Raw genomic sequence first — 24,263 nt, 5'->3', positions numbered from 1 at the left:
CATGGCGCGCTTGACCTCGAGTGCACTCGAGCATTTCCAATGAATTCACCGGATGTCCGGTTCATTCATCGAAGACAAGGAAATGAAGCCATGAACACGATCGACAACAAGGCCCTGGTCCAGCGCATCCACGACGAGCTGGACAAGGGCAACGGCCAGGTCTTCGTCGACAGCCTTGCCCACGACGCCAGCTGGAAGCTCGAAGGCACCACCGCGTGGTCGCGCACCTACCGGGGAAAGAAGGCGATTCGCGAAGAACTGCTGAACCCGCTCTTCGCGCAGTTCGCGGGGCCCTACGTGAGCAAGACCGAGCGCATCATTGCCGAGGGCGACCGGGTGGTGGTGCTGTTCAGCGGCGACGTACCCACCAAGGCCGGCAAGCGCTACAACAACCGCTACTGCTACGTCTACCGACTCGAAGGAGGCAAGGTGAAAGAGCTGACCGAGTACTTCGACACCGCACTGGTCCAGGAGGCGCTGCAGGCGCCTTCGGCCACGGCGGCCGACCATGCCGGCTGACACGGGCACGCCTTTTCACATCGGCGAGCTGGCCACGCGCACCGGCCGCACGGTGCACGCCATCCGCTGGTACGAAACGCAGGGCCTCGTGCCCGGCGTGGCGCGCGACGAGGGCGGCCGGCGCCTGTACGTCGAGCTGCACGTCGGCTGGCTCGACCTGATGGAGCGCTTGCGCCGCACCGGCATGTCGATTGCCGAGATGCGCGAATACACCGCGCTGGCGGTGCAGGGCAAGGTCACGCTGCGCCAGCGGCGCGACATGCTCGCGGCCCACCGCGAGCGCGTGACCGAGACCATCGCCGAGTGGAAGCGGGCGCTGTCGCTGGTCGACCGCAAGATCGACTTCTACGACGAGTGGATGGCCAGCGGCCACCGCCCGCCGCTCGTTCCTGCCGAGACGCCCAGCCTGAAGCCGCCGAAACGCGGCAGGCGCAGCGCTGCTGCTGCTGCGGCTACTCCGCGATAAAGCTCGGGTCGGTGCGGATCGAGCCGCGGTCGCGGTGGTTGTGAAGGCGGCCCAGCGTGTTGTCCAGCAAACGCTTGAGCTTGTCGGCCGCGCCGCGGAAGGCCTCGTCGAGGCTGGCCGCGTGCTGTGTTACCGCCAGCGGCTGGTGGTGCGCCAGGCGCGCTTCCATCACGCAGCACTTGTCGCCGCCGCCGGTCTTGTCGTGGTTCTCGTCGCTCAGATGCACCTCGACGCGCGTCACGTCCTCGACGAAACGGCTCAGGTGCTGCTTGATCTCGGTGTCGGCCCAACGCTCCAGCGCGTCCTTGTTGGTGATGCCGTTGCTCGTGTTGACCTGAATCTGCATGCAATGTCCCTGCTGGATGGATGAACGAAAGCCCACTTTGCGCGCCGAAGCGCCGCGGTGCACGTAGGTCTGTTCCCTACCCATGTGCCGGGCAGGGTCCGCAATGCGGCGAGCCGGGTCAGCTCTGGATGTACGTGGTCAGCTGCTCGATGGTGGCCTCGTGGTCCGAGATGATGTCGTCCATCAGGTCTTGGATGGAGATCATGCCGACCACCTTGTCGCCGTCGACCACCGGCAGGTGGCGAAACTTGCGCTGGCTCATCAGCGTCATGCAGGCGCGCGTGCGGGTCTGCGGGGTGACGGTCATCACGTCGGGCGTCATGATCTCGCGCACCTTCACTTCCTTCGAGTTCTTGCCCTGCAGCGCAACCTTGCGGGTGTAGTCGCGTTCGGAGAGAAAGCCCACCAGCTTCTCGCCTTCCATCACCATCAGCGCGCCCACCTCGAAGCGGGCCAGGGTGGCCAGCGCGTCGAACACGCTGGTGTCGGGGGAGGTGCGCCATGCTGCGGAATCATGGCGCTTGAGCAGTTCAGAGACGGGTTTCATCGCGGGTAACTCCATCAAAGGGTTTTCGATTCGACCGACGCTCGGGCGCCGCACTCGGTCAAATCATAGGGGCGATAACTGCCCCTGCGATGCAAAACCCTCTAAGGGATTGCGCGTGTGTGCAAGGCACGCGCAATGCGAGAGAACTTAAGGTTGTTGCGCAGGCGCTGCCGCCAGCACGCGGCTCAACGCCACGGGGTCGCCCACCACCGCCTTCACGAGGCCCTTCTCGTCGAACTGCACCTGGAACTCCGACCAGCTGTCGCGCCAGTAGCGCCACACGGGTGCATCGAGGCTCGGGTTCTCGCTGGCCACCGGGTAGGCGATGGCCATCAGCACCTGCTCGCGCGTCATGCCGGGCATCACCTTGCCGGCGAGGATGGCGTCGCGGACCGCGGGCGGGAAGGCCGCCATCTTCTGCTTCGGGTCTTCGGTCACCACGTAGCGCTGCGCGAATGCGGGCAGCGGGATGTTGCGGCTGTAGTCGTTCTTGATGCGCTGCGGCTTGCCGGCGAGGTCCAGGTTGAACCAGCGGAAGTCGTAGGCCGTGATGCGCGCCGGCGTGCCCACCGCGACGATGCGCGTGCCCTGCTCGTCGTAGTTGATGTCGCTGATCGAGTCGCCGTAGGTGCGCATGTTGCAGCACAGGAAGCCGCTGACCAGCGGGCCGGGCGGCGGGGAGGGCCGCTGGGCATGGACGACGGACACGGGCACGACGGTGGCTGCCAGCAGGGCGGCAGCGGCAAGGCGCTTGAGCATGGATTTCCCTCGGAGTTGTTGGTATTGCTGCGGGGGCAGCGCGCGGATTCTAGGGTCGAACAAGCCGAAGGCGAAGGCACAATGCCCGGTTGCAGCTATCGAAAGCGTAGCAACAAGCTCCCGTTCAGGTTCCCGGTTCACAATGCGCACCCGGCCCCCTCGGCGGCCCCCATTCCCAGACAGCCAGACAGCGCGAAAGAAAGAGCCCATCGATGGCGATCCAGTGGTTCCCCGGTCACATGTATTCGACCCAGAAGGCCATCACCGAACGGGTGAAGGACATCGACGTGGTCATCGAGCTGCTCGACGCGCGCCTGCCCGGCTCCAGCGCCAACCCGATGCTGGCCGAACTCACGGCCGGCCGGCCCACGCTCAAGGTGCTCAACAAGCAGGACCTGGCCGACCCCGCGCGCACCGTGCTCTGGCTGGCGCACTACAACGCGCTGCCCGCCACGCGCGCCATCGGCCTGGACGCGAGCCAGACCACGCCCGCGCAACAGCTCGTGAAGGCCTGCCATGAGCTGTCGCCCAACCGCGGCGGCATGGCCAAGCCGATGCGCGTGCTGATCTGCGGCATTCCCAACGTGGGCAAGTCCACTCTCATCAACACGCTCACCGGCGGGCGCAAGGCCAAGACCGGCGACGAGGCCGGCATCACCAAGCTCGAACAGCGCATCACGCTGGCCGACGACTTCTATCTTTGGGACACGCCCGGCATGCTGTGGCCGCGCATCATCGTGCCCAAGAGCGGCTACAACCTCGCGGCCAGCGGTGCGGTGGGGCGCAACGCCTTCGACGAGGAAGAGGTGGCGCTGGAACTGCTCAACTACCTCAAGACGCACTACGCCGCCGGCGTGGCCGCGCGCTTCAAGCTCGTGGAGCTCGACGCCGAGACCATGGCCAGCATGAAGGACGAGTCGCTGCTCGACACCATCGGCCGCAAGCGCGGCGCGCTGCTGGGCAAGGGCAAGGTCAACCTGCAGAAGGCGGCGGAGATCGTGATGCACGAGTTCCGCGCAGGCAACCTCGGGCGCGTCACGCTCGAAACGCCCGACGAGTTCGCGCTGTGGCTGGCCGATGGCCAGCGTGCCGACGCCGAGCGTGCTGCAAAGAAGGCGGCGCGCAAGCAAAAGGGCAAGCCGAAGCCCGAGACTGCGCCCGAGCAGGACGCCTGAGGCCGCTACGGCAACGGCAGCAGCTCAGTCCAGCGCGAACAGCGCCCTGGCGGCCTCGTCGAGCGCGGCGACGCGGTGCGAATCGGAGCGCGGGCCAGCGGCCGCCAGCGCGCGCTGATACATCGCAAGGCGCGTGGCCGACACAGGCCGGCATAGCGGCCGCCCCGCCGTTTGCGCCACGCCGCGCCCGGGCACCACGTAGCGACCGGGGTTGAGCCGCGCGAAGCGGATGTACGCCTGCAGCGTGGGGAGCATGTCGGCATGCAGCGCGTCCATGCGCTTTTCCGCCTCCTTGCCGATCTGCGCGTAGCCCTTCGCGTCCTTCGTCACCGGCAGGCCGAGGATGTCGGCCATGTCGATCTCGAAATGCGTGAAGTCGCCGTAGGGGCGCTTGCAGTCGATGAGGAAGCTGAGCCAGTTCGCGCGCCGCAGCAGGCGGATGTGCTCGTCGGTCACGTCGAAGGCCGTGCGCTGCGCGAAGGGCGGCTCGAAGGTGTAGTGCCCGGCGACGAAGCTCGCATGCAGGAAGAAGGCGGTGGTCACGTTCACGAAGCGGTCGAAGGCCGGCGAGCTGCCGCCGTCGAGCAGGTCTTCGTACTGTTCGAGCGACATGTCGGGCGGCACCATGCCCGGCGCGCCCGATTCGCAGTCGATCCACTCGGCCCGGCTGCGGCGGAACCAGTCGATGTCTGCCTGCGTGATCTCGATGCTGCCGGGTGAAGGCTGGGGCGGTGCGGAGGCGGCGGGCACGTTTTTCTGCTCGCAGCCCGTTGCGGCGAGCAGGGCGGACGCGGCGCAGGCGGCCGACAGGGCCAATGCGTCCCGCCGATGGATCCATCTCACGTTGCTGTCTCCCGAAAAAAGCAATTCGACGCCCGAGGATGCCACGCCGGCCTGACACGGGCCTGAGGATGGCCCGGTGTAGGCTTGCCGGTCATCGACATCGCAAGGAGCGACATGACGCAAGCAGCGCAGGGCCAGGACGACAACGCTGGCGACGACGAAAACCTCTCGCCGGGCTGGGACGCCATCACCGCCGCACTGGAGCGCCTCTATCCGGGCCAGGAGCCGAAGCACTACGCCACCGTCCTCAAGTGGATGTTCGGCGGGCCCGATCCGCTCGACGGCGTGAGCGTGTGGAAGCGCATGGAGCCGGTGCCGCACTGGCACTACCTCAGCTATGGGCTCAGCGAGCTGTACGCCAAGGAATCGGGCGATGCCGACACCAGCGGCTACGGTTTCGAGCTGACTTTTCGCCTGGCCTGCGAGCCCGACGAGGCCGAACCGCCCGCATGGGCCATCAACTTCCTGCAGAACCTCGCGCGCTACGTGTTCAAGAGCGGCAACGTATTCGACGACGGCCACTGGATGACCGCCAACGGCCCCATCGCGCTGGAGCGGGAGACGCTGATCTGTTCGATGGGCTTCGTGTTCGACCCTGAGCTGCCGGCCATCGACACGCCGAACGGGCGCATGCGCTTTCTCCAGATCGTCGGGCTGACGGAAGACGAGGAACGGGCATGCAAGCGCTGGGACACGCGCAAGCTGCTTGATGCGCTGCTGCCCGCGATGCCGCTGTGGGTGACCGACCTCGCGCGGCCTTCGCTGCTCGACGACCCCGAGGTGCGCCGGCGCGTGGAGGAGGGCGCGGCGCGCGACGGTTCGTCCAGCGGTTTTCTCTTCACCGACGTGCTCGGCTGGGAGACGAGCAAGCGGCTGCTGCGCGCGCCGGTCACCGAGATCACGGTCGGCGCACGCCAGGTCGACGAACTGGTCGCGCTGCTGCCGTTGCGGCTGCCCTTCGGCCGCGGGTTTCATTTTGCGAGCCGTGAGCGCGCCCTGGTCTTCGAGCACGGTGATGCCGACCGCGTGGCCGAGGAAGACGGCAAGCTGACATTGCACCTGAGCGACGCCACCGTGCGCGAACTGGCCCGCACGCTGAAGCCGGTCGCAGGCACGTACGAGGTGCCCGGTTTCGGCGCCGTGCGCTGGAAGGTCCAGAAGACGACGATCAGGGATCCGCAGGGAAATGTGGTGCGCACCGTCGGCTGATTGCCGGTCGGCGCGATGGTGCAGCTGTCGCCGCTGTCGCCAATGCAACTGCACACGACCCCTTTCGTCACGCGTGTGACGGCGTTTGCCATGAGCGGTTCGTAGAGTGGATCGAACCACTTCTCACCCACTCGCAAAGGACACGCCATGCTCGAGATCGTCAAGGCCACCAACGCGGCCGCTTCCTTCAATCGCTGGGCCGGCATCGAGGCCACCCAGGCCGGCAACGGCGAGGCTGAACTGCGCATGAACTGGCGCGCGGAAGACATGGGGCAGTTCGCCGGCTTCCTTCATGCGGGGATGATCTCCGCGTTGCTCGACACCGTGAGCGGCTACGCGGCCGGCACGCTGGCGGGCCGCGTGATGACTTCGCACTTCTCGGTCAACTTCATGTCGCCCGCGGTGGGCAGTGCCTTCGTGGCGCGCGGGCGCGTGGCGAAGGCCGGGCGCAAGCAGGTGTTTGTCGCGTCCGAGCTCTATGCGCAGCCCGAAGGCAAGGGCGACGATGCACTCAAGCTCGTGGCGACGGGGAACGCAATCCTCGTTCCCGTGGACGAGCTTCAGCTGAAGCCGCGCGCCTGAGCTTCAGCCCGAACAGCGGCCGCAGCACGTTGAAGCGGCGGATCAGCCCATCCGTCAGCGCCCAGCAGCCGAAAAGCGTCAACGCCACCAGCAGCGCGGGCTCGATCACCGGGCCGAGCGCGAGCGGAGCCAGCGCGGTCACGCCGACGATGATCAGCGTCTGGTGCAGCACGTACCACGGGTACACCGATTCGTTGGCCCAGCGCAGCCAGGGCCACGGGCGGTTCAGGTGGCGATGGCCATGGCCGAGGATGGTGGCGACGGCCAGCCACAGGTAGAGCATGCGCAGGGTGTCCATCAGCGGGCCGGCGGCCGGGCCCTTCGCGCCGGTGCGCAGCGCGATGAAGATGGCGATCACCGCGACCGCCAGCGCGAGCGACACGCGGCGCAGCCGCTCAAGCTCCTTCCACACGCCGGTGTCCACGCCCATCCAGTAGCCGTAGAGAAACATCGTGAAGTAGAGGCTGTGCAGGTGGAAGTCGCGCACCAGGTTGTGCGTGGGCGGAAAGCGCGAGGCCAGCAGCATCGTGAAGACGAGCAGCGGCACCACAGGCAGCAACAGCAGCTTCCAGCCACGCAGGCCGTTGAAGCCGCGGCGCAGCCACTGGCCGGCGGCGGAGTTCCACAGCGGCAGCGTCAGCGCGACCAGCGCCGTGTAGGTAAAGAGGTAGGGCAGGTACCAGAGATGGTTCCAGGTGATGCCGAACTCCGCGCCATCGAAGGCCCGCTTCGGCCACGGCTCGGCCATCGACAGGTAGCGCAGCAGGAAGGCACCGAAGCCCGGCGCGACCAGCCCGTTGGCCACGCCCTGCGCATAGGCCTGGTAGGGCACGATCACCGCCATGCCGAAGGCCAGCGGCAGCATCAGCCGAAGGCCCCGGCTGCGCAACAGGCCCCAGGTGCCCTGGCCCCGGCTGAGGAAGCCGAGCGATACGCCGGAGATCAGGAAGACGAGATCCATGCGCCAGAGGTTCAGGATGCGCATCGGCCACTGCAGCCATTCGGCTGCATGCGGGCTCTTGAGGTGCCAGGGCCAGTCGGCCACGTAGTACATGCCCACGTGATAGAGGATGACGAACAGGAAGGCCAGCGCGCGCAGGGCGTCGATGTCGTGGCGGCGATGGTCGGGCGGGAGGTTTTGGGTGGTCATCTGAACTCCTCGAAGCTGGGAGCCGCAATGCTCGGCCCCGTGGCTCCTGCGCGGCACACCTGGGGGATGGATCGCCCGCGCTCTGTGACGAGCGGTGGCCCTGAGGGACGAAACTGGACGAAATTCGCCGCCCCAAGGCCCGTTTTCGGGAGAATCCCGGCCATGGGAGACCCCCGCAAGAACCTGTACGAGCGCTACGAGCCAGTCCGCCGCTACGTGGAGGTGGTGTTCTGGATCGTTCTGATGACGTTGCAGGCCGTGTTCAGCACGATGGTGGCGATCGTCGACGTGCGCACGCGCGCCGTGCCACGTGCCAACTGGGAGGTTGCGACCTGGGAGGGTTCGAGCCACCTGGTGCTGTTGCTGCTGGTTCCGGCGCTGGTTGCCGTCGAGCGCCGGTTGTCGCCGCTGGTGCGCACCCACGTGCTGCGCTTCGTGGCCTGGCATGCAGTGGCCAGCGTGGTCTTCAGCGTGATCCACGTGGTGGGCATGTTCGGGCTGCGGGCGCTGGTCTATGCCATGGCCGGCGAGCGCTACGACTTCGGCGGCTGGGTCAGCCAGTGGGGCTACGAGTACCTGAAGGACGTGCGGGTGTATGCGAGCATCGTCTTCGGCATCTGGGCGTACCGGCTGTTCATGCTGCGGCTGCAGGGCGAGGCGCGGGTGCTCGATGCGCCCGAAGCACCGGCGGAGCCGGAGCCCGTCGAACCCGAAACCCCGCAGCCTGCGCGCCCCGAGCGCTTTCTGGTGCGCAAGCTGCGTCGCGAATTCCTCATCGCCGCCACCGACATCGACTGGCTCCAGGCCGAGGGCAACTACGTCGGCCTGCACGTCAACGGCCACGACTACCTGCTGCGCGCCACGCTGACCGACTTCCTGACCCAGCTCGACCCCGCCCGCTTCGTGCGCGTGCACCGCAGCCACGCCGTGAACCTGGGGCGTATCAAGGAAATCGAGCCGCTGGATGGCGGCGACGCCCGGCTGCACATGCACGACGGCACCACCGTGCCCTGCAGCCGCCGCTACCGGGACGCACTGCGCGCCGGGGCGGGCTGATCCGGTGCATCGCGGGCTGAGTAAAGCCCGCTATTGGTTCGCAACGCACCATTGAAGAGCCTTAGGCACCATTTTTGCTTCATTGGCCCGCCGCTCCGGGTGATTCGGGTGCGGCGCACCAATTCAAACCAAAAATCAGCAAGAAGCTCCAATGGACGCACTCAAACAGGGCGCAGACGCGCTGTTCATCCTTCTCGGCGCCATCATGGTCCTGGCCATGCACGCCGGTTTTGCTTTTCTCGAACTGGGGACAGTGCGCAAGAAGAACCAGGTCAATGCGCTGGTGAAGATCCTGGTCGACTTCTCGGTCTCGACCATCGTGTATTTCCTGGTGGGCTATGGCGTGGCCTACGGCACGCATTTCTTCGTGAGCGCCACCGAACTGTCGGCAAGAAGCGGCTACGAGCTGGTGAAGTTCTTCTTTTTGCTCACCTTCGCGGCGGCCATCCCGGCCATCATTTCGGGCGGCATTGCCGAGCGCGCCAAGTTCTGGCCGCAGCTGATCGCCACGGCGGTGATCGTCGGCTTCGTCTACCCGCTGTACGAGGGCATCGCCTGGAACAAGCACTTCGGCATCCAGGGCTGGATTGCCTCGCTCACCGGCCATGAGTTTCATGACTTCGCGGGCTCGGTGGTAGTGCACGCGGTGGGCGGCTGGCTGGCGCTGCCGGCGGTGCTGCTGCTGGGCGCGCGGCGCAACCGCTACCGGGGCGACGGCTCGCTGAGCGCGCATCCGCCGTCGAACATTCCGTTCCTGGCGCTGGGCGCGTGGGTGCTGTGCGTAGGCTGGTTCGGCTTCAACGTGATGAGCGCGCAGAGCATCGACAAGATTTCGGGCCTGGTGGCCGTCAACTCGCTGATGGCAATGGTCGGCGGCACGCTGGTGGCGCTGGCCATGGGCAAGAACGACCCGGGCTTCGTCTACAACGGCCCGCTCGCGGGGCTCGTGGCCGTGTGCGCCGGCTCCGACCTGATGCACCCGCTGGGCGCGCTGGTGGTGGGCGGCGTGGCGGGCGCCATCTTCGTCAAGATGTTCACGCTCACGCAGAACAAATGGAAGATCGACGACGTGCTCGGTGTGTGGCCGCTGCACGGCCTGTGCGGCACCTGGGGCGGTATCGCAGCGGGCATCTTCGGCACGCAGGCGCTGGGCGGCATCGGCGGTGTGAACGTGTGGGCGCAGCTCATCGGCACCGTCATCGGCGTGGCATGGGCGGGGCTGGCGGGCGCGGCGGTGTACGGCGCGCTGAAGGCCTCGCTGGGGCTGCGGCTGTCGCAGGAGGAGGAGTACGACGGCGCCGATCTGTCGATTCACCACATCTCGGCCACGCCGGAGCGCGAGGTCAACTGGTAGTCACCAGTGCGGCAGGGCGGGTCTGTGTTTGCTTCGCGCAGGGCCGCTCAGCACGAACGCGCGCCCTGTAGCAAACTTGCCGGACCGCTTCGTTCCATTTTCTGACGCCCATGACCCAATCTCCCCCCGCCCTCGAAGTCCTCCCCCGCGACCTCTCCGCCTACCGCAAGGGCAACACCGGCGTCGACTACGTGCACCGCTTCGAGTCCGGCAAGCCCGGCCCGCACGTGCTGATCAACGCGCTGACGCACGGCAACGAGATCTGCGGCATGACGGCGGCCACGCACCTGCTCGACAACGACGTGCGCCCGAAGATCGGCACCCTCACCGTGAGCTTTGCCAACGTGGCAGCGTACGAGTCCTTCAACGAAGCTCTGCCCTTCGACAGCCGCCAGCTCGTGCACAACCTCAACCGCATCTGGTCACCCGAGTGGCTCGATGGCACTGAAGACAGCCCCGAGCTGAGCCGTGCGCGCATCTTGCGTCCGGTGGTGGACGCGGCCGACCACATCCTCGACATCCATTCGACCAGCCAGCCCGTCGTGCCGTTCTGGGTGTACCCGGCTTTCGAGCGCAATGCCAAGGTCGCGCTGGCCATCGGCCGCCCGTCGGTGCACCTCGTGATGCCCGACGGCCTGGGCTCGGGCACGCCGCTGATCCAGTACGGCAGCCACGGCGGCCCGGACGGCAAGGGCGTGGCGATGGTGGTCGAGTGCGGCCAGCACTTCTTGCGCTCCGCCTCGGAACTGGCCACAGCCGTCACCTACGACTTCCTTGCGTACTTCGGCCTTGTCGACAAGGACCCGGCCACGCCGCCGCCCGAACCGCAGCGGCGCTTTCAGCTGCTGCAGACGTATGTCATCAAGTCGGCGGACTTTGCGTTCGTGCGGCCGCTGATCGGCTTCGAGACCTTTGCGAAGGGCGAGTTGATCGCGACAAACGGCGACGAGGAAATCCGCGCGCTGTGCGACGACTGCACGATCTTCATGCCGGCGCAGCGCGCGATCGTGGGGCGCGAGGCTGTGTATCTGACCAAGCCGATTTGAGGCTGAGCCGGTCTCCTGTCTACCTCAGGCCGTGACGAACAACGCCGGGTCCACCATCGCCCGGTTCAGCATCACGGACCAATGCAGGTGCGGCCCAGTCACCCGGCCGGTCGCACCCACGGCGGCCAGCGGCTCGCCGGTCTTCAGCACGTCGCCGACTTTCACATCGACCCGGCTCAGATGGCAGTACATCGTGAGCAAGCCGCCACCATGGTCGAGCCAAACGGTACCGCCGTTGAAGAAATAGTCCCCTGTGTCGATCACCTTGCCGGGTAGCGGCGCCAGCACCGGCGTGCCTGTGCCCGCCGCGATGTCCATCCCGCTGTGCGGATTGCGCGACTGGCCGTTGAACACTCGGCGCAGGCCGAACGAACTTGAGCGGCGGCCCGGCACGGGCACGCGCATCTGCAGTGACGCATCCGCCCGCATGTCCGTGAGCGTGGCCATCACGGTGGCCTGGTGGTCGCGTTCGCGCTCGTAGCGGGCCTGGTCCTCGGGCGACAGGTCGACCGTGCGGGGCGCCACCGTCAGGCGTTGTTCGCGGTATTGCTTCGGAGCCACCGTGTAGGCGATCTGGCGCTCCGGCTTGCCTTCGGCGCGCATCGCGATGCTGGCCTCGCCGGGTTCGGCTGCGAGCGGAATGCCGACCAGTGCGGTCCATTCGATGGCATCGCCCAGCACGAGCAGGGGCACGTCTCCCGCGAAGGCTTGAGGCCGCTTCGCCGATGGGCCGAGCGACAAGCGGGCCACGCCGCCCGGCACCTGGGACGCGTGTGGCCACACGCCGGGCTGCGCCGGTTGTTTCTTCGTCTTGGCCGGGGTTGCGGCGTTGGCGTGCGTTGCAGGTAATGCAAGCAAGCCGATGACGCCGAGCAGGGTGCTGCGGCGGTTCAGGACGACGGGAGCGAGATCGGGGATGTGCATGGAAGAGGCTTGAAGAATGAATGAAGGTTGTACGGCTGTTCGTGCGTCGCCGCGCCGGTTGTCTATTCGCGCCAGGTGCCCGGCGCCAGTCCGTCGAGCGTATGAGGCCCGATGGCGGCGCGGATCAGGCGCAGCGTTGGCAGCCCCACGGCCGCCGTCATGCGCCGCACCTGGCGGTTGCGGCCTTCGCTGATCGCCAGCTCCAGCCACGCGGTGGGAATGCTCTTGCGCTCGCGAATGGGTGGCTGTCGCTCCCACACTTCGGGTGGTGGGTCGAGCAGGCGTGCCCTCGCGGGGCGTGTGAGGCCGTCGTTGAGCTGCACGCCGCTGCGCAAGGAGGTGAGTGCCGCTTCGGTCGGCACGCCCTCCACCTGCACCCAGTAGATCTTCTCCATCTTGAAGCGCGGATCGGCGATGCGTGCCTGGAGCTTGCCGTCGTCGGTGAGCAGCAGCAGGCCCTCGCTGTCGGCATCGAGCCGGCCGGCGACGTAGACGTCAGGGATGTCGATGAAGTCTTTCAGGCCACGCCAGCGGCCCTCGGGCGTGAACTGGCTGAGTACGCCGTAAGGCTTGTTGAAGCGGATCAGGCGGGAAGAAGGGCTCGGAAAATTCATTGGCCGACAGGATAGCCCGGGTCTGTCCTGCAACATTCGATGGCCCTGGTAGCTCCAATCGGTTCATCACACAGGAGAACCTGGAATGACGATGCGAAGCTTCATCCATCTTGCCTGCGCCGCGATTGCAGGCCTTCTGCTGGCGGCGTGCAACAGCCCAGGCATCCGCGTAGGCGGCGCGCCCGAGGCGAGCGTCAAGAACTGTGTGGCTGCGGCTGCGCGCGAACTCAGGGTGCTGCCGGGCAGCATCGTCGCGGACAAGGGGACGACGCCGCGCGACGGCGTCTACACGATCAACCTGAAGGTCGGGCCGCAGGGCCGCTCCGCCGTGTGCACCACCGATGAGAACAGCGCGGTGATTGGCGTGGTCTACAAGCGGCCCGAATAAATAGCCAGGAACGACCGGGTTACTTGCCCCAGCTGTCCCGCATGCCGGCCGCGCGGTTGAACACCAGCTTGCCGTCCGTGCCGCCCTTCGAATCGCGCACGAAGTACCCGTGCCGCTCGAACTGGATCCCGACGCCGGGTTCGGCCTTGGCCAGCGAAGGTTCGACGAACGCCGAGCAGACTTCAAGGCTCTGCTTGTTCAGCTCGTCCAGCAGTTCACCGCTGCCCGGGTTCGCTGCCGCGAAGAGCCGCTCGTACAGCCGCACTTCGGCCTGCACTGCATCCGCAGCCGCCACCCAGGTGATGTTGCCCTTCACCTTGATCGCGTCCGCGCCCGGCGTGCCGCTCTTGGTGTCGGGCACCAGCGTGGCCTGCACTTCGACGAGCTTGCCGCTCGCATCCTTGGTGCCGCCGGTGCATTCGATGACGTGGCCGTACTTCAGCCGTACCTTGTTGCCGGGGAACAGTCGGAAGAAGCCCTTGGGCTGCACTTCTTCGTAGTCGGTGCGTTCGATCCACACCTCGCGGCCGAGCTTGAAGTCGCGCTTGCCCATTTCGGGGTGGTGCGGGTGCACGGGCGCCGAGCAGTCGTCGAGCACGTCGTCGCCGCCCATCAGCTCGCCCCAGTTGGTGATGACGAGCTTGACCGGGTCGAGCACGGCCATGGCGCGCGGGGCGACGGGGTCGAGGGTGTCGCGCAGCGCGGCTTCGAGGCTGGCGTAGTCGATCCAGCCGCCCGACTTGGTGGTGCCGCTGCGCTCGCAGAACAGGCGCAGCGCCTCGGGCGTGTAGCCGCGGCGGCGCAGGCCGGCAATGGTGGGCATGCGCGGGTCGTCCCAGCCGTCGACGTATTTTTCTTCGACCAGCTGGCGCAGCTTGCGCTTGCTGGTGAGCACGTGGGTCACGTTGAGGCGCGCGAATTCGTACTGGCGCGGGTGCGGGCTGGCGACGAGGCCGCCTTCGGCGAGGCGGTCGAGCAGCCAGTCGTAGAAGGGGCGCTGGTCTTCGAATTCCAGGGTGCAGATGGAGTGGGTGATCTGCTCCAGCGCATCTTCGATGGGGTGCGCGTAGGTGTACATCGGGTAGATGCACCACTTGTCGCCGGTGTTGTGGTGGGTGGCCCGGCGCACGCGGTACAGCGCGGGGTCGCGCATGTTGATGTTGGTGCTGGCCATGTCGATCTTGGCGCGCAGGATGGCGGCGCCGTCGGCCACCTCGCCGTCGCGCATGGCGCGGAAGCGCGCCAGGTTTTCTTCGGGCGTGCGGGTGCGGAAGGGGCTGTCGGTGCCGGGCGTGTTGAAGTCGCCGCGGTTCGCGCGCACTTCGTCGGCGGTTTGCTCGTCTACGTAGGCGAGGCCGGCGCCGATGAGGTATTCGGCGGCCTCGTACATGAAGTCGAAGTAGTCGCTTGCGAAGTATTCGTGTGGCTGCAGTGTGCCGGGGGCGCTGGGGCGGTCGGCCAGGTAGGTTTCGTAGCCGAGCCACTTCACCGCGTCGCGGATGGAGTCGACGTATTCCTGGTCTTCCTTCTCGGGGTTGGTGTCGTCGAAGCGAAGGTGGCTCACGCCGCCGTATTCCTTGGCCAGCTCGAAATTGAGCCAGATGCTCTTGGCGTGGCCGATGTGCAGGTAGCCGTTGGGCTCGGGCGGAAAGCGCATGCGCACCTTGGCCGGATCGACCATGCCCTGGGCATGATGGGCGGCGTTGCCGGGCGAACCGCCCCATTTGCGGCCAGAATAGGCACCTTGTGCGAGGTCGTTCTCGATCACGTGGCGCAGGAAATTGCTTGGGGCAGCGGTCGTTTTGGCGCCGTTTTTGTCGGTCGGGGAGGTCATCGTTGCATTTTAGGGGTCACCCCCTATGAGTTACCTTTGGCAACGTTCTTCACATTGCCCGGTGCACCCCCTTTGCAATTGCCGCGTTCAATACACACATGGGCGGTTCACACCCGAACGCAGCCCACCGTAACAAGGAGTCCGAATCATGAGCCTCACACGTTCAACCTTCTTCAAATGGGCCGCCGCAGGCGTCGTGGCAGCCGGTGCATTGTTTGCCGCCACTTCGGCCAGCGCCCGCAGCGACGTCAGCTGGTCCATCGGTGTCGGCGTTCCCGGCGTGGCTGTGGGCGTGGGCGGTCCGGCCTACTACCCGGCCCCGGTCTACGCGCCGCCGGCCCCTGTCTATTACGCCCCGCCAGCGCCCGCCTACTACGCGCCGCCGCCGGTGTACTACCGTCCGGCCCCGGTCTACTACGCTCCGCCGGCGTATTACGGCCCGCGCTACTACGGTCGTGGCTACTACCGCGGCCATGGCCACTGGCGCTAAAACGCCACGGCATTCGTGACTGAATGAAAAGAGCCGGCCCCGAAAGGGCCGGCTCTTTTCATTGGGTGCGCCTTGGCCGATTTCACATGGCGCGAAAGAGATGGGCGTACAGGCGGCTGACCGGAATCTTCTCCGCCCGCCCGCGCAGCATCAGATGAAGCTTGCCGGCCTCGTCGCGATGCACCGATTCGATGGCTGCGCTGCGCACCACCACCGCCCGGTGCACCTGCCAGAAGGTGTCGGCATCGAGCTGGGGCAGCAACTGCTTGAGCGGCGTGCGGATCAGGTATTCGTGCGTGGCGGTCAGCACGCGCAGGTATTTGTCAGCGGCCTCGAAGTACAGCACCTCGTCGATGGGCACCATGCGCACTGTGCTGCCGCCGGCGTCGCTGGCGGCGATCATGCGCAGCGGGGCGGGGGCGGCCGTCGCCGCAGTTCCGGCACCGGCGGCCGTCAGCACCTGGCGCCATTGGGCGAGCGTCTGTTCGAGCGCCGCGTCGGCCAGGGCGGGCGTGGGCTCCGGTTGTCGCGCGGACAGCGCCTGCTGCAGCCGGCTCACGGTCTTGCGCAGGCGCTCGGGCTGCAGGGGCTTGAGCACGTAGTCGATGGCCTGCGCATCGAAGGCGCGGGTGGCGTATTCGTCATAAGCCGTCACGAACACCAGCTGCGGCATGGGCGCCTCGTCGGTGGGCCAGCAATCGGCCAGTTCGGCGGCGGCGCCGAGGCCGTCGAGACCGGGCATGCGGATGTCGAAGAACAGCACCTGCGGCAGCAGGCGCAGCGCCTCGCGCACGGCGCTGCGACCGTCGCCGGCGGTGGCGACGATCTGCAGTTCGGGCCAGACAGCGGCCAGTTCGGCCTTGAGGGCCTGCGCGAGCAGGGGCTCGTCTTCGGCGATGAGGGCGGTGGGGTTCATCTTGTCGCGGTTGTTGTGTCGTGTTCAGGCAGGCGTAGGGAAGCTCAGCGTGGCGCTGGTGCCGCCGCTGGGCGAGGGCGCCAGCTTCATGTGCCCCCGGTCGCCGTACATGGTGGCCAGCCGGTCGCGCACCTGCTCCAGCCCGAAACTGCTGCCTTCCGAAGGAGGCGCTGCATCAAGGCCCACGCCGGTGTCGCTCACCTCGATCACCAGCTGGCCCGCTTCCCTGCGGGCGCGCACGATGATCTCGCCGCCTTCCACCTTCGGCTCCAGCCCGTGGCGGATGCTGTTTTCCACCAGCGGCTGCAACAGCAGCGGCGGTACGGGCGCATCGCGCAGGTCTTCCGGCAGGTCGAGCGTGTAGTGCAGGCGTTCGCCCATGCGCACCGACATCAGTTCCAGGTAGTCGCCCAGCCGCTCGAACTCGGCCGACAGCGGATGCGACAGCGCGCGCGAGCCGCTGAGCGTCATGCGCAGGTAGCTGTTGAGCCGGTCGAGCATGGCAACGGCGCGCGGTGGGTCGACGGTGATCAGCACGCGCAGGTTGGCCAGCGTGTTGAAGAGCATGTGCGGCTCCAGCTGCGTCTCGAGCAGCTTGAGCCGCGCCTCGGTGGCGTTGCGTTGCGCCAGGTCGATCTGGCTCTGCATGTGCTTGCTCTTGCCGAGGCTGTAGAAGAAGAAGCACATGCCGACCGTCGCGATGATGGTGATCGTGACGCCGGTGGCCAGCTTGTGGCCCTTGAATTCGAGAAAGTCGAATGCGGGTGCGCCGAACAAGGCGTCGCCGATGAGGTTGCCGACAAAGAAGCCGACGGCCGCGCCCGCCGCGATCAGGAGAAAGCCCCCCGGCCATCCGGGCCAGAGGTTTTCGCGGTGCCCGCTGATCAGGAGCCGGCCGCCGTCGATGAACAGCCAGCTCACGGTGCCGATCGACAGCGAATAGACCAGGTGGCCGGCCCAGTTGCCGCCGCCGGTGATGGTCATCACGGTGGCAATGAGGCAGCAGAAGACAGCGGTGATCAGGCCATGCCGCAGCATGGACTTCAGGTTTTCAGCCCTGAACCTTTGGTTGGTGGCAGCCTGGTCCAGGCTCACCCGCGGTCCCCGGCGTCCAGCGCGCGGCGTTCGCGCTCCACCAGCCTGTCGTAGAAGCCGCCGCCGGGCGCCACGAACCAGACGACGGCGCCGTGGATCAGCAGGCCCAGCCCCCAGCCCATGAGCGGGTACATCGCCCAGGTGCGGCCGTTTGCGGCCGAGATCGTGACGAGGCCGAGGTTGACCACCACGTAGACGAAGGCGTGGATGTACCAGCCCATCTTGGCGCCGGCGCGGCGGCGTGCGAGGCGCTCGACGTCGGAGCGGGAAGAATTTGAGGCAAGAGAGGTCATGACAGCTCCTTGTATTGGACAGGAATGAAATCGGAAGAGGCGGGCTGCGGCGACTGTGGCGACGGTGCCGCCTGCAATGCCGCGCGCTGCCGCAGTTCCTCAGTCGTCTCGCCAAGCCCGTCGGGCTTCCAGCCCGGCGGCTTCACGAGGTAGCCGACAAAGGCGCGCACCGAGCGGGCCGAGGCCAGGTCGCGCAAAAGCGCGCGCCACTGGCTGAACTCGATCTCGAAGAGGTTGTGCGAGGTGATCGGGTTCACCAGCCCGTAGCGGCAGGGAAGGTCGGCGCGCTCCGGAATGTAGGTGCCGAACAGGCGGTCGAACACGATGAGCACGCCGCCGTAGTTGCCGTCCAGGTATTCCAGGTTCGAGGCGTGGTGCACGCGGTGGGCCGAGGGCGTGTTCAGCACCCATTCGAGCGGCCCGAGGCGCGGGATCCAGGTTGCGTGAATCCAGAACTGGTACAGCAGGTTCAGCGTGAGCATCAGCAGGATCACCCGCGGCGGCATGCCCAGCAGCGGCGCCAGCATGAAGAAGGCCAGCGTGCCGGTGAGGCGGCCGGTCCAGCCGAAGCGGTAGGCGGCCGACAGGTTCAGCTGGTTCGGCGAATGGTGGATGGAGTGGGTGCACCAGAACCAGCGCACCCGGTGCGCCGCGCGGTGGTACCAGTAATAGCAGAACTCCTGGCCGATGAAGCAGGCGACCCAGCCGCTCCAGTGGTCCATCGGCAGGGTGAAGAGGCGGTGGTCATAAAACCAGTTCATCGCGCCGGTCCAGAAGGCCAGCGGCAGCAGCCAGCGCAACGGGTACTCGCGCACAAGAAAGTCGACCACCGAGACGCCGGCCGCCTTCCAGTCGTAGCTGCGCCAGCCGTTGCGCCAGGACAGCACGAGCGCCTCGGCAATGGAGGCGACGAGCACCACCGTGACGGAGATCTTGAGGATCAGCAAGAGCGCGTTCATGGTGGCGGGTCCTGGATGAAAGTCGTGGCCGAGGGAATCTTAGGCCGCGCGGGCCGTGGCCGACATAGCGTCAGTGCGGATGGCCAGCTTCCACAGGCGCACCGCACGGGCCGCGAAGACACCGCTGAAGGCGCCGTACAGCACCGGGATCACGAGGCCGAAGGCGGCTTGCTGACGCACCTCGGGGTGCATGGCCAGGGCCACGCCCACCACGTACTTGGTCAGGAAGATGCCCATCATGAGCATCAGCGGCACGGGGCTGCCGGCCACGTGGAAGCGGCGCTCGGCCGCGTCGTAGCGGGTGGTGGCGGGCAGCGGGCGTTGCAGCACCAGAGCCAGCATCACCACCGCGGCAGCGGCCCAGCCGAGCAGGGCGCCGAAGGAATCGCCGAAGACGGAGACCACGCCGTAGATCGACAGGGCGCCCATGGCCACCGGCATCAGCGTGACGCGGCTCAGGCTCACTTCATTGGTGAGCAGCTGCTTGGCACCGAGCCACAGCAGCAGGAAGAACACGGCGAACACCCACTTGGGCGTGTGAAGGATGATTTGCATCAGCATGGTGGCGCTCCGTTGGAAGTGGAAGAAATCTTGAAGAAGAAGGGCGGAAGGGAATCGATGGAGTGGACTGTGCCGGCCCCCGCCCGCTCCAGCCACCGGCTTGCGACGGAATGCATGCATGCGGCGCGAATTGCAGCCGGGCGGCGTGAATTGCGGATGCCGTGCGGGCAGCTTTACCGTCGCTTTACGGCGCAGCAAAGAGCGGGACTACCATTCCGCGCTGTACTACCCCGGTCCGCACCCCCTGCATCTTTCGCACGCACCGCCCATGGAACAAGAAAAACCACCCGAGCCTCTGCCTTCCACCGTCTCGCCAACACATCCGACGGTGCGCAGACGCCGGTGGGTGGGCGGGCTGCTGACCCTGCTGCTGCTCGTGGCGCTGGGTGCCGGCGCCTGGTATCTGATCCAGCGGTCGAAGACGCCCGCGGCCGGCCCCGGTGGCGCTCCTGGCGCCGGCCGGCAGGGTGGTGGGCCGGGCGGCCCGGGTGGGCGCGGCGGCGGCGGGGCCTCCAGCACGGTCGGCGTTGCCACGGCCAGGCAGGCCGACATCCCGGTGCAACTCGAGGCGCTGGGCACCGTCACGCCGCTGGCCAACGTGATCGTGCAGCCGCAGGTGTCGGGCGTGCTCACGGCCGTGCTCTTCCAGGAAGGGCAGATGGTCAAGAAGGGCGACGTGCTCGCCACCATCGACCCGCAGCCGTTCCAGAACGCGCTGGGGCAGGCCAGCGGGGCGCGGCAGCGCGACGAGGCGCAGCTGGCGGCGGCGCGCGTCACGCTGCAGCGCTACCAGACCCTGCTGGGGCAGGACTCCATCGCCCGGCAAGACGTCGACACGCAGGCCGCGCTGGTCAAGCAGCTCGAAGGCACCGTGGCCATCGACCGCGCCAACGAGAACACGGCCAAGCTCAACCTGGCCTGGAGCCGCATCACCGCGCCGGTGAGCGGGCGCATCGGCCTGCGGCCGGTGGACGGGGGCAACTACATCTCCACCGGCACCACCAACGGCATTGCAACCATCACGCAGATCGCGCCCATCGACGTCGAATTCGCCATTCCGCAAGACCGCGTGCCCGAAGTGCAGGAGCGCCTCGCCCAGGGCGCCAAGCTCGACGCCACCGCCTTCGACCGCACGCGCACGCGCCAGCTTGCGAACGGAGCCTTCTCCACGCTCGACAACCTGGTCGACACCGCCACCGGCACCGTCAAGGCCAAGGCCCGCTTCGCCAATGCCGACAGCGCGCTGTTCCCGAACCAGTTCGTCAACTTGCGGCTGCTGCTGCGCACCGTGGCCAGCGCGGTGGTGGTGCCGGTCACGGCGCTGCGCCACGGCCCCAACGGCGACTACGTGTATGTGCTGAACGACGACAGCACGGTGTCGCAGCGCCCGGTGACACGCGGCGAATCGAGCGTGGACAACGTGGCGATCATGTCGGGCCTGAAGGCCGGCGAGCAGGTCGTGACCGAAGGCGGCGACCGGCTGAAGGACGGCGCGCGCGTACAGACCCAGGTCGAACGCCCGGCCGGTGCGGCGTCGGCGCCCGCGAGCGGTTCGCGCCGTGGACAACACCGTCAAGGCGGCGCGGCGGCACCGAAGGGCGGCGCATCAGGTGCGTCAGGTGCATCGGGCCCGGCTGCTGCCGCTCCCGCAGCGGAACCCGCAACACCCGCCAAGCTCCCGACCGCCGAGCAGCGCCAGCGCATGCTCGACGCCGCCAAGGACGACCCGCAGCAACTGGAGCGCCGCAAGCGCTTTCTTGAAGCACTGGACCGTGGCGACCCGGCGGCACTGGAGCGCTGGCAGCGCATGTCCGAAGGCGGTGGCGAAGGTGGCCAGGGCGGGCGTCGCCCATGAGCGGTCGCAGCTGCAGCCGTAGCGCGGAGGCCGTCCGGTGAATCCGTCACGTCCGTTCATCCTGCGGCCGGTGGCGACCTCGCTGCTGATGGTCGCCATCGTGCTGGCCGGCCTGGTGGCGTTCCGCTTCCTGCCGCTGTCGGCATTGCCGCAGGTCGACTACCCGACCATCCAGGTGCAGACGCTCTACCCCGGGGGCAGCCCCGAGGTCATGAGCAACACCGTCACCGCGCCGCTGGAACGCCAGTTCGGCCAGATGTCGGGGCTCGACCGCATGAGCTCGACCAGTGCCGCGGGCGTATCGATCATCACGCTGCAGTTCTCGCTGGGCCAGACGCTCGACGTGGCCGAGCAGGAAGTGCAGGCCGCCATCAATGCCGGCGGCTCGCTGCTGCCGGCCGACCTGCCAGCGCCGCCCGTGTACGCCAAGGTCAACCCGGCCGACGCGCCGGTGCTCACGCTCTCGATCACGTCCGACACGCTGCCGCTCACCGAGGTGCAGAACCTCGTCAACACCCGGCTCGCGCAGAAGATCAGCCAGGTCTCGGGCGTGGGGCTGGTCTCGCTCAGCGGCGGGCAGCGCCCGGCGGTGCGCATCCAGGCCAACACGCAGGCCCTCGCAGCCAACGGCATCGGGCTCGACACGCTGCGCACGGCCATCTCGGCAGCCAACTCCAACGGCGCCAAGGGCAGCTTCGACGGCCCCAAGCGCGCCTACACCATCAACTCGAACGACCAGCTGCTCACGGTCGACGACTACAAGAACCTCATCGTCACGTACAAGAACGGCGCGCCGATCCGCATGGTCGACGTCGCGCAGGTGGTCAACAGCGCCGAGAACAACCAGCTGAGCGCCTGGGCCGGCAACAAGGCCGACGGCACCAACAAGCTGTCGCCCGCGATCATCATGAACGTGCAGCGCCAGCCGGGCGCCAACGTGATCGCCACCGTCGATGCCATCAAGAAGCAGCTGCCCGAGCTGCAGACCGGCTTGCCCGCCGGACTGAAGATCGAGGTGCTCAGCGATCGCACGGCCGGCATCCGCGCGTCGGTCCAGCACGTCGAGATGGAACTGGTGCTGGCCGTGGTGCTGGTGGTGCTGGTGATCTTCGCCTTCCTGGGCAGCCTGCGCGCCACCGTCATCGCAAGCATTGCGGTGCCCATCTCGCTCATCGGCACCTTCGGGCTGATGTACCTGCTGGGTTACAGCCTGAACAACCTGAGCCTGATGGCGCTGACCATTGCCACCGGCTTCGTGGTGGACGACGCGATCGTGATGATCGAAAACATCGCGCGTTACATCGAAGAGGGCGAAAAACCGCTGCAGGCCGCGTTCAAGGGCGCGACGCAGATCGGCTTCACCATCATCTCGCTGACCGTGTCGCTCATCGCGGTGCTGATTCCGCTGCTCTTCATGGGTGACGTGGTGGGCCGCCTGTTCCGTGAGTTCGCGGTGACGCTGGCCATCACCATCCTGATCTCGGCCGTGGTGTCGCTCACGCTGGTGCCGATGATGTCGGCGCGCTGGCTCAAGCACGAAGAAAAGAAAGACCCGGCCGGCCATGGCTTCGGCGCGCGCGCGCAGCGTTTCTTCAGCGGCGTGATGGAGCGTTACGACCGCTCGCTGCACTGGGTGATCGAGCACCAGCCGCTCACGCTGCTGGTCGCGCTGCTGACCATGGTGCTGACGGTGGTGCTGTACCTCACGATCCCGAAGGGCCTGTTCCCCACGCAGGACACCGGCCAGCTGCAGGCCCGCGTGCAGGCCGCGCAGGACGTGTCCTTCGACCGCATGTCGCAGCTGCAACTGCAGGCGGCGCAGGCCATTCTCGATGACCCCGAGGTCGAGAACCTCAGCTCCTTCGTCGGTGTGGACGCGGCCAACAACACCATGCTGCACACCGGCAGCATGCTCATCAACCTGACGAAGAGCCGCGGCAACCAGCAGGACGTGATGGACAGGCTGCGCGAGCGCGTGCGGCAGGTGGCCGGCGTCACGCTGTACCTGCAGCCCACGCAAGACCTGACCATCGACGCCGAGACCGGCCCGACCGAGTACCGCGTGTCGCTGGAGGGCGTAGACAGCGCCGCGATCACCGAGTGGATGAAGAAGCTCGTGGCGAAGCTGCAGACATCGGACAAGGTGCGCAACGTGAGCAGCGATGCCGGCGCGCAGGGCCTGGCGGCGTTCGTCAACGTGAACCGCGACACCGCGGCGCGGCTGTCGATCACGGCGAGCACGGTGGATGACGCGCTCTACAGCGCCTTCGGCCAGCGCATCGTGTCGACGATCTTCACCGAGACAAACCAGTACCGGGTGATTCTCGAAGCGCGTCCCGGCATGGTGAATACGCCGCAGACGCTGGGGCAGCTGAGCCTGATCGCCGGCTCCGGCACCGCGACGCCGCTGTCCGCGATTGCGGACATCACCGAGCAGCAGGCGCCGCTGCAGATCACGCACGTGGCGCAGTACCCGGCGAGCACGCTGAACTTCGATACGGCGCCCGGGGTTTCGCTTGGGTCTTCGGTCGATGCGATCAGGGCGGCTGCGAAGGAGATCGGGCTGCCCAGCAGCGTGACGATGACCTTCCTGGGGGCTTCAGGGGCGTACGAGAAGTCGCTGTCTAACCAGTTGTGGCTGATTCTGGCGGCGGTGGTTTGCGTGTACATCGTGCTGGGGGTGCTGTACGAGAGCTACGTGCATCCGCTGACTATCTTGTCTACGCTGCCTTCGGCCGGGGTCGGGGCCTTGCTTGCCTTGATGATCACCGGCAATGACCTTGGGGTGATCGGGATCATCGGGATCATTCTGCTGATCGGCATCGTGAAGAAGAACGCGATCATGATGATCGACTTTGCTATCGATGCTGAGCGGACTCAGGGGAAGTCTCCTCGGGAGGCTATTCATCAGGCTGCTTTGTTGCGGTTTCGGCCTATCTTGATGACTACGCTGGCTGCCTTGTTTGCGGCCGTTCCCCTGATGCTGAGCTTCGGCGAAGGTGCTGAATTGCGGCGTCCGTTGGGGTTGGCGATTTTTGGGGGGTTGATCGTCAGCCAACTGCTTACCCTGTTCACTACGCCTGTTATCTACCTTGCGTTTGATCGGTTGGGTGGGGGGAGCTCCCGGCGGGCTGCGGTTGAGGAGGAAGCGGTTTGAGCCGGTTTGCTTCCTGCTGTCTTGATTGCGTTCCGGGGCCGGGACTCGCCCCGGCGGGCGACCTACTTTTCTTTGCTTCGCCAAAGAAAAGTAGGCAAAAGAAAGGCGACCCCACTGTCTGCGAC

At 66.9% G+C, this 24,263-nt stretch carries 25 protein-coding genes; 12 read left to right on the top strand and 13 right to left on the bottom strand.

Going from position 1 to position 24,263, the window contains the following annotated elements:
- The first annotated feature begins 90 nt into the window (after nucleotides 1-90).
- Together BMW87_RS22480 and BMW87_RS22475 are read left to right on the top strand one after the other, a co-directional pair.
- Nucleotides 91-519, top strand: a complete 429-nt coding sequence (locus BMW87_RS22480; RefSeq protein ID WP_093078728.1) for a nuclear transport factor 2 family protein — start codon at nucleotides 91-93, stop codon at nucleotides 517-519.
- Entirely contained in the window at nucleotides 509-985 is a 477-nt protein-coding gene (locus BMW87_RS22475) for a MerR family transcriptional regulator (RefSeq protein ID WP_093078727.1), read from the top strand. The genes BMW87_RS22480 and BMW87_RS22475 overlap by 11 nt, the downstream gene beginning before the upstream one ends.
- On the opposite strand, the gene BMW87_RS22470 is transcribed toward BMW87_RS22475, so the two are convergent.
- The 3 genes from BMW87_RS22470 to BMW87_RS22460 form a co-directional block, all read right to left on the bottom strand.
- A complete protein-coding gene (locus BMW87_RS22470; protein WP_093059157.1) occupies nucleotides 972-1,331 on the bottom strand; it encodes an HPF/RaiA family ribosome-associated protein in 360 nt (119 codons plus the stop codon). The two genes, BMW87_RS22475 and BMW87_RS22470, sit on opposite strands and share 14 nt — an antisense overlap.
- 118 nt (nucleotides 1,332-1,449) lie before the next feature.
- Nucleotides 1,450-1,878, bottom strand: coding sequence for a CBS domain-containing protein (locus BMW87_RS22465; protein WP_093059159.1), 429 nt, complete (start codon nucleotides 1,876-1,878; stop codon nucleotides 1,450-1,452).
- A 147-nt stretch (nucleotides 1,879-2,025) separates the two neighbouring features.
- The gene (locus BMW87_RS22460) at nucleotides 2,026-2,637 is read right to left on the bottom strand and encodes a cell envelope protein SmpA (RefSeq protein WP_093059161.1); all 612 of its coding nucleotides are present in this window, start codon (nucleotides 2,635-2,637) and stop codon (nucleotides 2,026-2,028) included.
- Between the two features lie 212 nt (nucleotides 2,638-2,849).
- Here BMW87_RS22460 and ylqF point away from each other — a divergent pair, with 212 nt between their 5' ends.
- Nucleotides 2,850-3,812 carry a ribosome biogenesis GTPase YlqF gene (gene ylqF / locus BMW87_RS22455; protein WP_093078725.1) on the top strand — a complete coding sequence of 321 codons (963 nt, stop codon included), beginning with the start codon at nucleotides 2,850-2,852 and terminating at the stop codon, nucleotides 3,810-3,812.
- A 24-nt stretch (nucleotides 3,813-3,836) separates the two neighbouring features.
- Here ylqF and BMW87_RS22450 read toward each other — a convergent pair whose 3' ends face one another.
- A complete protein-coding gene (locus BMW87_RS22450; protein WP_143062607.1) occupies nucleotides 3,837-4,655 on the bottom strand; it encodes a hypothetical protein in 819 nt (272 codons plus the stop codon).
- A gap of 114 nt (nucleotides 4,656-4,769) precedes the next feature.
- On the opposite strand from BMW87_RS22450, the gene BMW87_RS22445 reads away from it, so the two are divergent.
- Together BMW87_RS22445 and BMW87_RS22440 are read left to right on the top strand one after the other, a co-directional pair.
- The gene (locus BMW87_RS22445) at nucleotides 4,770-5,864 is read left to right on the top strand and encodes a suppressor of fused domain protein (protein WP_093078722.1); all 1,095 of its coding nucleotides are present in this window, start codon (nucleotides 4,770-4,772) and stop codon (nucleotides 5,862-5,864) included.
- Between the two features lie 147 nt (nucleotides 5,865-6,011).
- Complete coding sequence (locus BMW87_RS22440) at nucleotides 6,012-6,446, top strand: PaaI family thioesterase (protein WP_093059173.1); 435 nt, start codon at nucleotides 6,012-6,014, stop codon at nucleotides 6,444-6,446.
- Here BMW87_RS22440 and BMW87_RS22435 read toward each other — a convergent pair.
- Nucleotides 6,376-7,596 carry an acyltransferase family protein gene (locus BMW87_RS22435; protein WP_093078721.1) on the bottom strand — a complete coding sequence of 407 codons (1,221 nt, stop codon included), beginning with the start codon at nucleotides 7,594-7,596 and terminating at the stop codon, nucleotides 6,376-6,378. The genes BMW87_RS22440 and BMW87_RS22435 overlap by 71 nt on opposite strands.
- A gap of 162 nt (nucleotides 7,597-7,758) precedes the next feature.
- Between BMW87_RS22435 and BMW87_RS22430 the strand changes: the two genes are divergently transcribed.
- The 3 genes from BMW87_RS22430 (at nucleotide 7,759) to BMW87_RS22420 (ending at nucleotide 11,052) form a co-directional block, all read left to right on the top strand.
- Nucleotides 7,759-8,652, top strand: coding sequence for a LytTR family DNA-binding domain-containing protein (locus BMW87_RS22430; protein ID WP_093078719.1), 894 nt, complete (start codon nucleotides 7,759-7,761; stop codon nucleotides 8,650-8,652).
- A gap of 151 nt (nucleotides 8,653-8,803) precedes the next feature.
- Nucleotides 8,804-10,006 (top strand): ammonium transporter, encoded by a 1,203-nt coding sequence (locus BMW87_RS22425; protein ID WP_093059179.1) that lies wholly within the window; start codon nucleotides 8,804-8,806, stop codon nucleotides 10,004-10,006.
- A gap of 110 nt (nucleotides 10,007-10,116) precedes the next feature.
- Nucleotides 10,117-11,052 carry a M14 family metallopeptidase gene (locus BMW87_RS22420; protein WP_093078718.1) on the top strand — a complete coding sequence of 312 codons (936 nt, stop codon included), beginning with the start codon at nucleotides 10,117-10,119 and terminating at the stop codon, nucleotides 11,050-11,052.
- A 24-nt stretch (nucleotides 11,053-11,076) separates the two neighbouring features.
- On the opposite strand, the gene BMW87_RS22415 is transcribed toward BMW87_RS22420, so the two are convergent.
- Both BMW87_RS22415 and BMW87_RS22410 read right to left on the bottom strand, forming a co-directional pair.
- Complete coding sequence (locus BMW87_RS22415) at nucleotides 11,077-11,976, bottom strand: M23 family metallopeptidase (RefSeq protein ID WP_093078716.1); 900 nt, start codon at nucleotides 11,974-11,976, stop codon at nucleotides 11,077-11,079.
- Nucleotides 11,977-12,038: 62 nt separating this feature from the next.
- On the bottom strand, nucleotides 12,039-12,590 hold the full coding sequence (locus BMW87_RS22410) for a pseudouridine synthase (RefSeq protein WP_093059185.1): 552 nt from the start codon (nucleotides 12,588-12,590) through the stop codon (nucleotides 12,039-12,041).
- 85 nt (nucleotides 12,591-12,675) lie between these two features.
- Here BMW87_RS22410 and BMW87_RS22405 point away from each other — a divergent pair, with 85 nt between their 5' ends.
- Complete coding sequence (locus BMW87_RS22405; RefSeq protein WP_093078714.1) at nucleotides 12,676-12,978, top strand: hypothetical protein; 303 nt, start codon at nucleotides 12,676-12,678, stop codon at nucleotides 12,976-12,978.
- A gap of 19 nt (nucleotides 12,979-12,997) precedes the next feature.
- Here the strand turns inward: BMW87_RS22405 and BMW87_RS22400 are convergent, their stop codons facing one another.
- Nucleotides 12,998-14,812, bottom strand: coding sequence for a glutamine--tRNA ligase/YqeY domain fusion protein (locus tag BMW87_RS22400; protein ID WP_093078713.1), 1,815 nt, complete (start codon nucleotides 14,810-14,812; stop codon nucleotides 12,998-13,000).
- A gap of 148 nt (nucleotides 14,813-14,960) precedes the next feature.
- Between BMW87_RS22400 and BMW87_RS22395 the strand changes: the two genes are divergently transcribed.
- Nucleotides 14,961-15,302 carry a hypothetical protein gene (locus BMW87_RS22395; RefSeq protein WP_093059189.1) on the top strand — a complete coding sequence of 114 codons (342 nt, stop codon included), beginning with the start codon at nucleotides 14,961-14,963 and terminating at the stop codon, nucleotides 15,300-15,302.
- Nucleotides 15,303-15,384: 82 nt separating this feature from the next.
- Here the strand turns inward: BMW87_RS22395 and BMW87_RS22390 are convergent, their stop codons facing one another.
- Genes BMW87_RS22390 through BMW87_RS22370 form a run of 5 tightly spaced genes read right to left on the bottom strand, consistent with a single transcriptional unit; the run spans nucleotide 15,385 to nucleotide 19,126 of the window.
- A complete protein-coding gene (locus BMW87_RS22390) occupies nucleotides 15,385-16,218 on the bottom strand; it encodes a LytR/AlgR family response regulator transcription factor (protein WP_093078711.1) in 834 nt (277 codons plus the stop codon).
- 24 nt (nucleotides 16,219-16,242) lie between these two features.
- Nucleotides 16,243-17,256, bottom strand: a complete 1,014-nt coding sequence (locus BMW87_RS22385; protein ID WP_093078710.1) for a sensor histidine kinase — start codon at nucleotides 17,254-17,256, stop codon at nucleotides 16,243-16,245.
- A gap of 53 nt (nucleotides 17,257-17,309) precedes the next feature.
- Nucleotides 17,310-17,606 (bottom strand): 2TM domain-containing protein, encoded by a 297-nt coding sequence (locus tag BMW87_RS22380; RefSeq protein ID WP_093059195.1) that lies wholly within the window; start codon nucleotides 17,604-17,606, stop codon nucleotides 17,310-17,312.
- On the bottom strand, nucleotides 17,603-18,565 hold the full coding sequence (locus tag BMW87_RS22375; RefSeq protein WP_093078708.1) for a sterol desaturase family protein: 963 nt from the start codon (nucleotides 18,563-18,565) through the stop codon (nucleotides 17,603-17,605). Before BMW87_RS22375 ends, BMW87_RS22380 begins: the two co-directional genes overlap by 4 nt.
- A gap of 39 nt (nucleotides 18,566-18,604) precedes the next feature.
- The gene (locus tag BMW87_RS22370) at nucleotides 18,605-19,126 is read right to left on the bottom strand and encodes a DUF6622 family protein (RefSeq protein ID WP_093059199.1); all 522 of its coding nucleotides are present in this window, start codon (nucleotides 19,124-19,126) and stop codon (nucleotides 18,605-18,607) included.
- 268 nt (nucleotides 19,127-19,394) lie between these two features.
- Between BMW87_RS22370 and BMW87_RS22365 the strand changes: the two genes are divergently transcribed.
- Both BMW87_RS22365 and BMW87_RS22360 read left to right on the top strand, forming a co-directional pair.
- A complete protein-coding gene (locus BMW87_RS22365; protein WP_093078707.1) occupies nucleotides 19,395-20,981 on the top strand; it encodes an efflux RND transporter periplasmic adaptor subunit in 1,587 nt (528 codons plus the stop codon).
- Between the two features lie 37 nt (nucleotides 20,982-21,018).
- Nucleotides 21,019-24,138 (top strand): efflux RND transporter permease subunit, encoded by a 3,120-nt coding sequence (locus BMW87_RS22360; protein ID WP_093078705.1) that lies wholly within the window; start codon nucleotides 21,019-21,021, stop codon nucleotides 24,136-24,138.
- Nucleotides 24,139-24,263 lie beyond the last annotated feature (125 nt).

Source organism: Variovorax sp. OV084, assembly GCF_900111625.1.
Classification (GTDB): domain Bacteria; phylum Pseudomonadota; class Gammaproteobacteria; order Burkholderiales; family Burkholderiaceae_C; genus Variovorax.
The sequence above is the reverse complement of the archived record's forward strand: the minus strand, read 5'-3'. Positions and strand labels throughout refer to the sequence as shown.

Excerpts from the sequence above, each read along its gene's own strand:
- BMW87_RS22480 (WP_093078728.1), top strand. The coding sequence starts at position 91 with ATGAACACGATCGACAACAAGGCCCTGGTCCAGCGCATCCACGACGAG.
- BMW87_RS22475 (WP_093078727.1), top strand. The coding sequence starts at position 509 with ATGCCGGCTGACACGGGCACGCCTTTTCACATCGGCGAGCTGGCCACG.
- BMW87_RS22470 (WP_093059157.1), bottom strand. The coding sequence starts at position 1,331 with ATGCAGATTCAGGTCAACACGAGCAACGGCATCACCAACAAGGACGCG.
- BMW87_RS22465 (WP_093059159.1), bottom strand. The coding sequence starts at position 1,878 with ATGAAACCCGTCTCTGAACTGCTCAAGCGCCATGATTCCGCAGCATGG.
- BMW87_RS22460 (WP_093059161.1), bottom strand. The coding sequence starts at position 2,637 with ATGCTCAAGCGCCTTGCCGCTGCCGCCCTGCTGGCAGCCACCGTCGTG.
- ylqF (WP_093078725.1), top strand. The coding sequence starts at position 2,850 with ATGGCGATCCAGTGGTTCCCCGGTCACATGTATTCGACCCAGAAGGCC.
- BMW87_RS22445 (WP_093078722.1), top strand. The coding sequence starts at position 4,770 with ATGACGCAAGCAGCGCAGGGCCAGGACGACAACGCTGGCGACGACGAA.
- BMW87_RS22440 (WP_093059173.1), top strand. The coding sequence starts at position 6,012 with ATGCTCGAGATCGTCAAGGCCACCAACGCGGCCGCTTCCTTCAATCGC.
- BMW87_RS22435 (WP_093078721.1), bottom strand. The coding sequence starts at position 7,596 with ATGACCACCCAAAACCTCCCGCCCGACCATCGCCGCCACGACATCGAC.
- BMW87_RS22430 (WP_093078719.1), top strand. The coding sequence starts at position 7,759 with ATGGGAGACCCCCGCAAGAACCTGTACGAGCGCTACGAGCCAGTCCGC.
- BMW87_RS22425 (WP_093059179.1), top strand. The coding sequence starts at position 8,804 with ATGGACGCACTCAAACAGGGCGCAGACGCGCTGTTCATCCTTCTCGGC.
- BMW87_RS22420 (WP_093078718.1), top strand. The coding sequence starts at position 10,117 with ATGACCCAATCTCCCCCCGCCCTCGAAGTCCTCCCCCGCGACCTCTCC.
- BMW87_RS22415 (WP_093078716.1), bottom strand. The coding sequence starts at position 11,976 with ATGCACATCCCCGATCTCGCTCCCGTCGTCCTGAACCGCCGCAGCACC.
- BMW87_RS22410 (WP_093059185.1), bottom strand. The coding sequence starts at position 12,590 with ATGAATTTTCCGAGCCCTTCTTCCCGCCTGATCCGCTTCAACAAGCCT.
- BMW87_RS22405 (WP_093078714.1), top strand. The coding sequence starts at position 12,676 with ATGACGATGCGAAGCTTCATCCATCTTGCCTGCGCCGCGATTGCAGGC.
- BMW87_RS22400 (WP_093078713.1), bottom strand. The coding sequence starts at position 14,812 with ATGACCTCCCCGACCGACAAAAACGGCGCCAAAACGACCGCTGCCCCA.
- BMW87_RS22395 (WP_093059189.1), top strand. The coding sequence starts at position 14,961 with ATGAGCCTCACACGTTCAACCTTCTTCAAATGGGCCGCCGCAGGCGTC.
- BMW87_RS22390 (WP_093078711.1), bottom strand. The coding sequence starts at position 16,218 with ATGAACCCCACCGCCCTCATCGCCGAAGACGAGCCCCTGCTCGCGCAG.
- BMW87_RS22385 (WP_093078710.1), bottom strand. The coding sequence starts at position 17,256 with ATGCTGCGGCATGGCCTGATCACCGCTGTCTTCTGCTGCCTCATTGCC.
- BMW87_RS22380 (WP_093059195.1), bottom strand. The coding sequence starts at position 17,606 with ATGACCTCTCTTGCCTCAAATTCTTCCCGCTCCGACGTCGAGCGCCTC.
- BMW87_RS22375 (WP_093078708.1), bottom strand. The coding sequence starts at position 18,565 with ATGAACGCGCTCTTGCTGATCCTCAAGATCTCCGTCACGGTGGTGCTC.
- BMW87_RS22370 (WP_093059199.1), bottom strand. The coding sequence starts at position 19,126 with ATGCTGATGCAAATCATCCTTCACACGCCCAAGTGGGTGTTCGCCGTG.
- BMW87_RS22365 (WP_093078707.1), top strand. The coding sequence starts at position 19,395 with ATGGAACAAGAAAAACCACCCGAGCCTCTGCCTTCCACCGTCTCGCCA.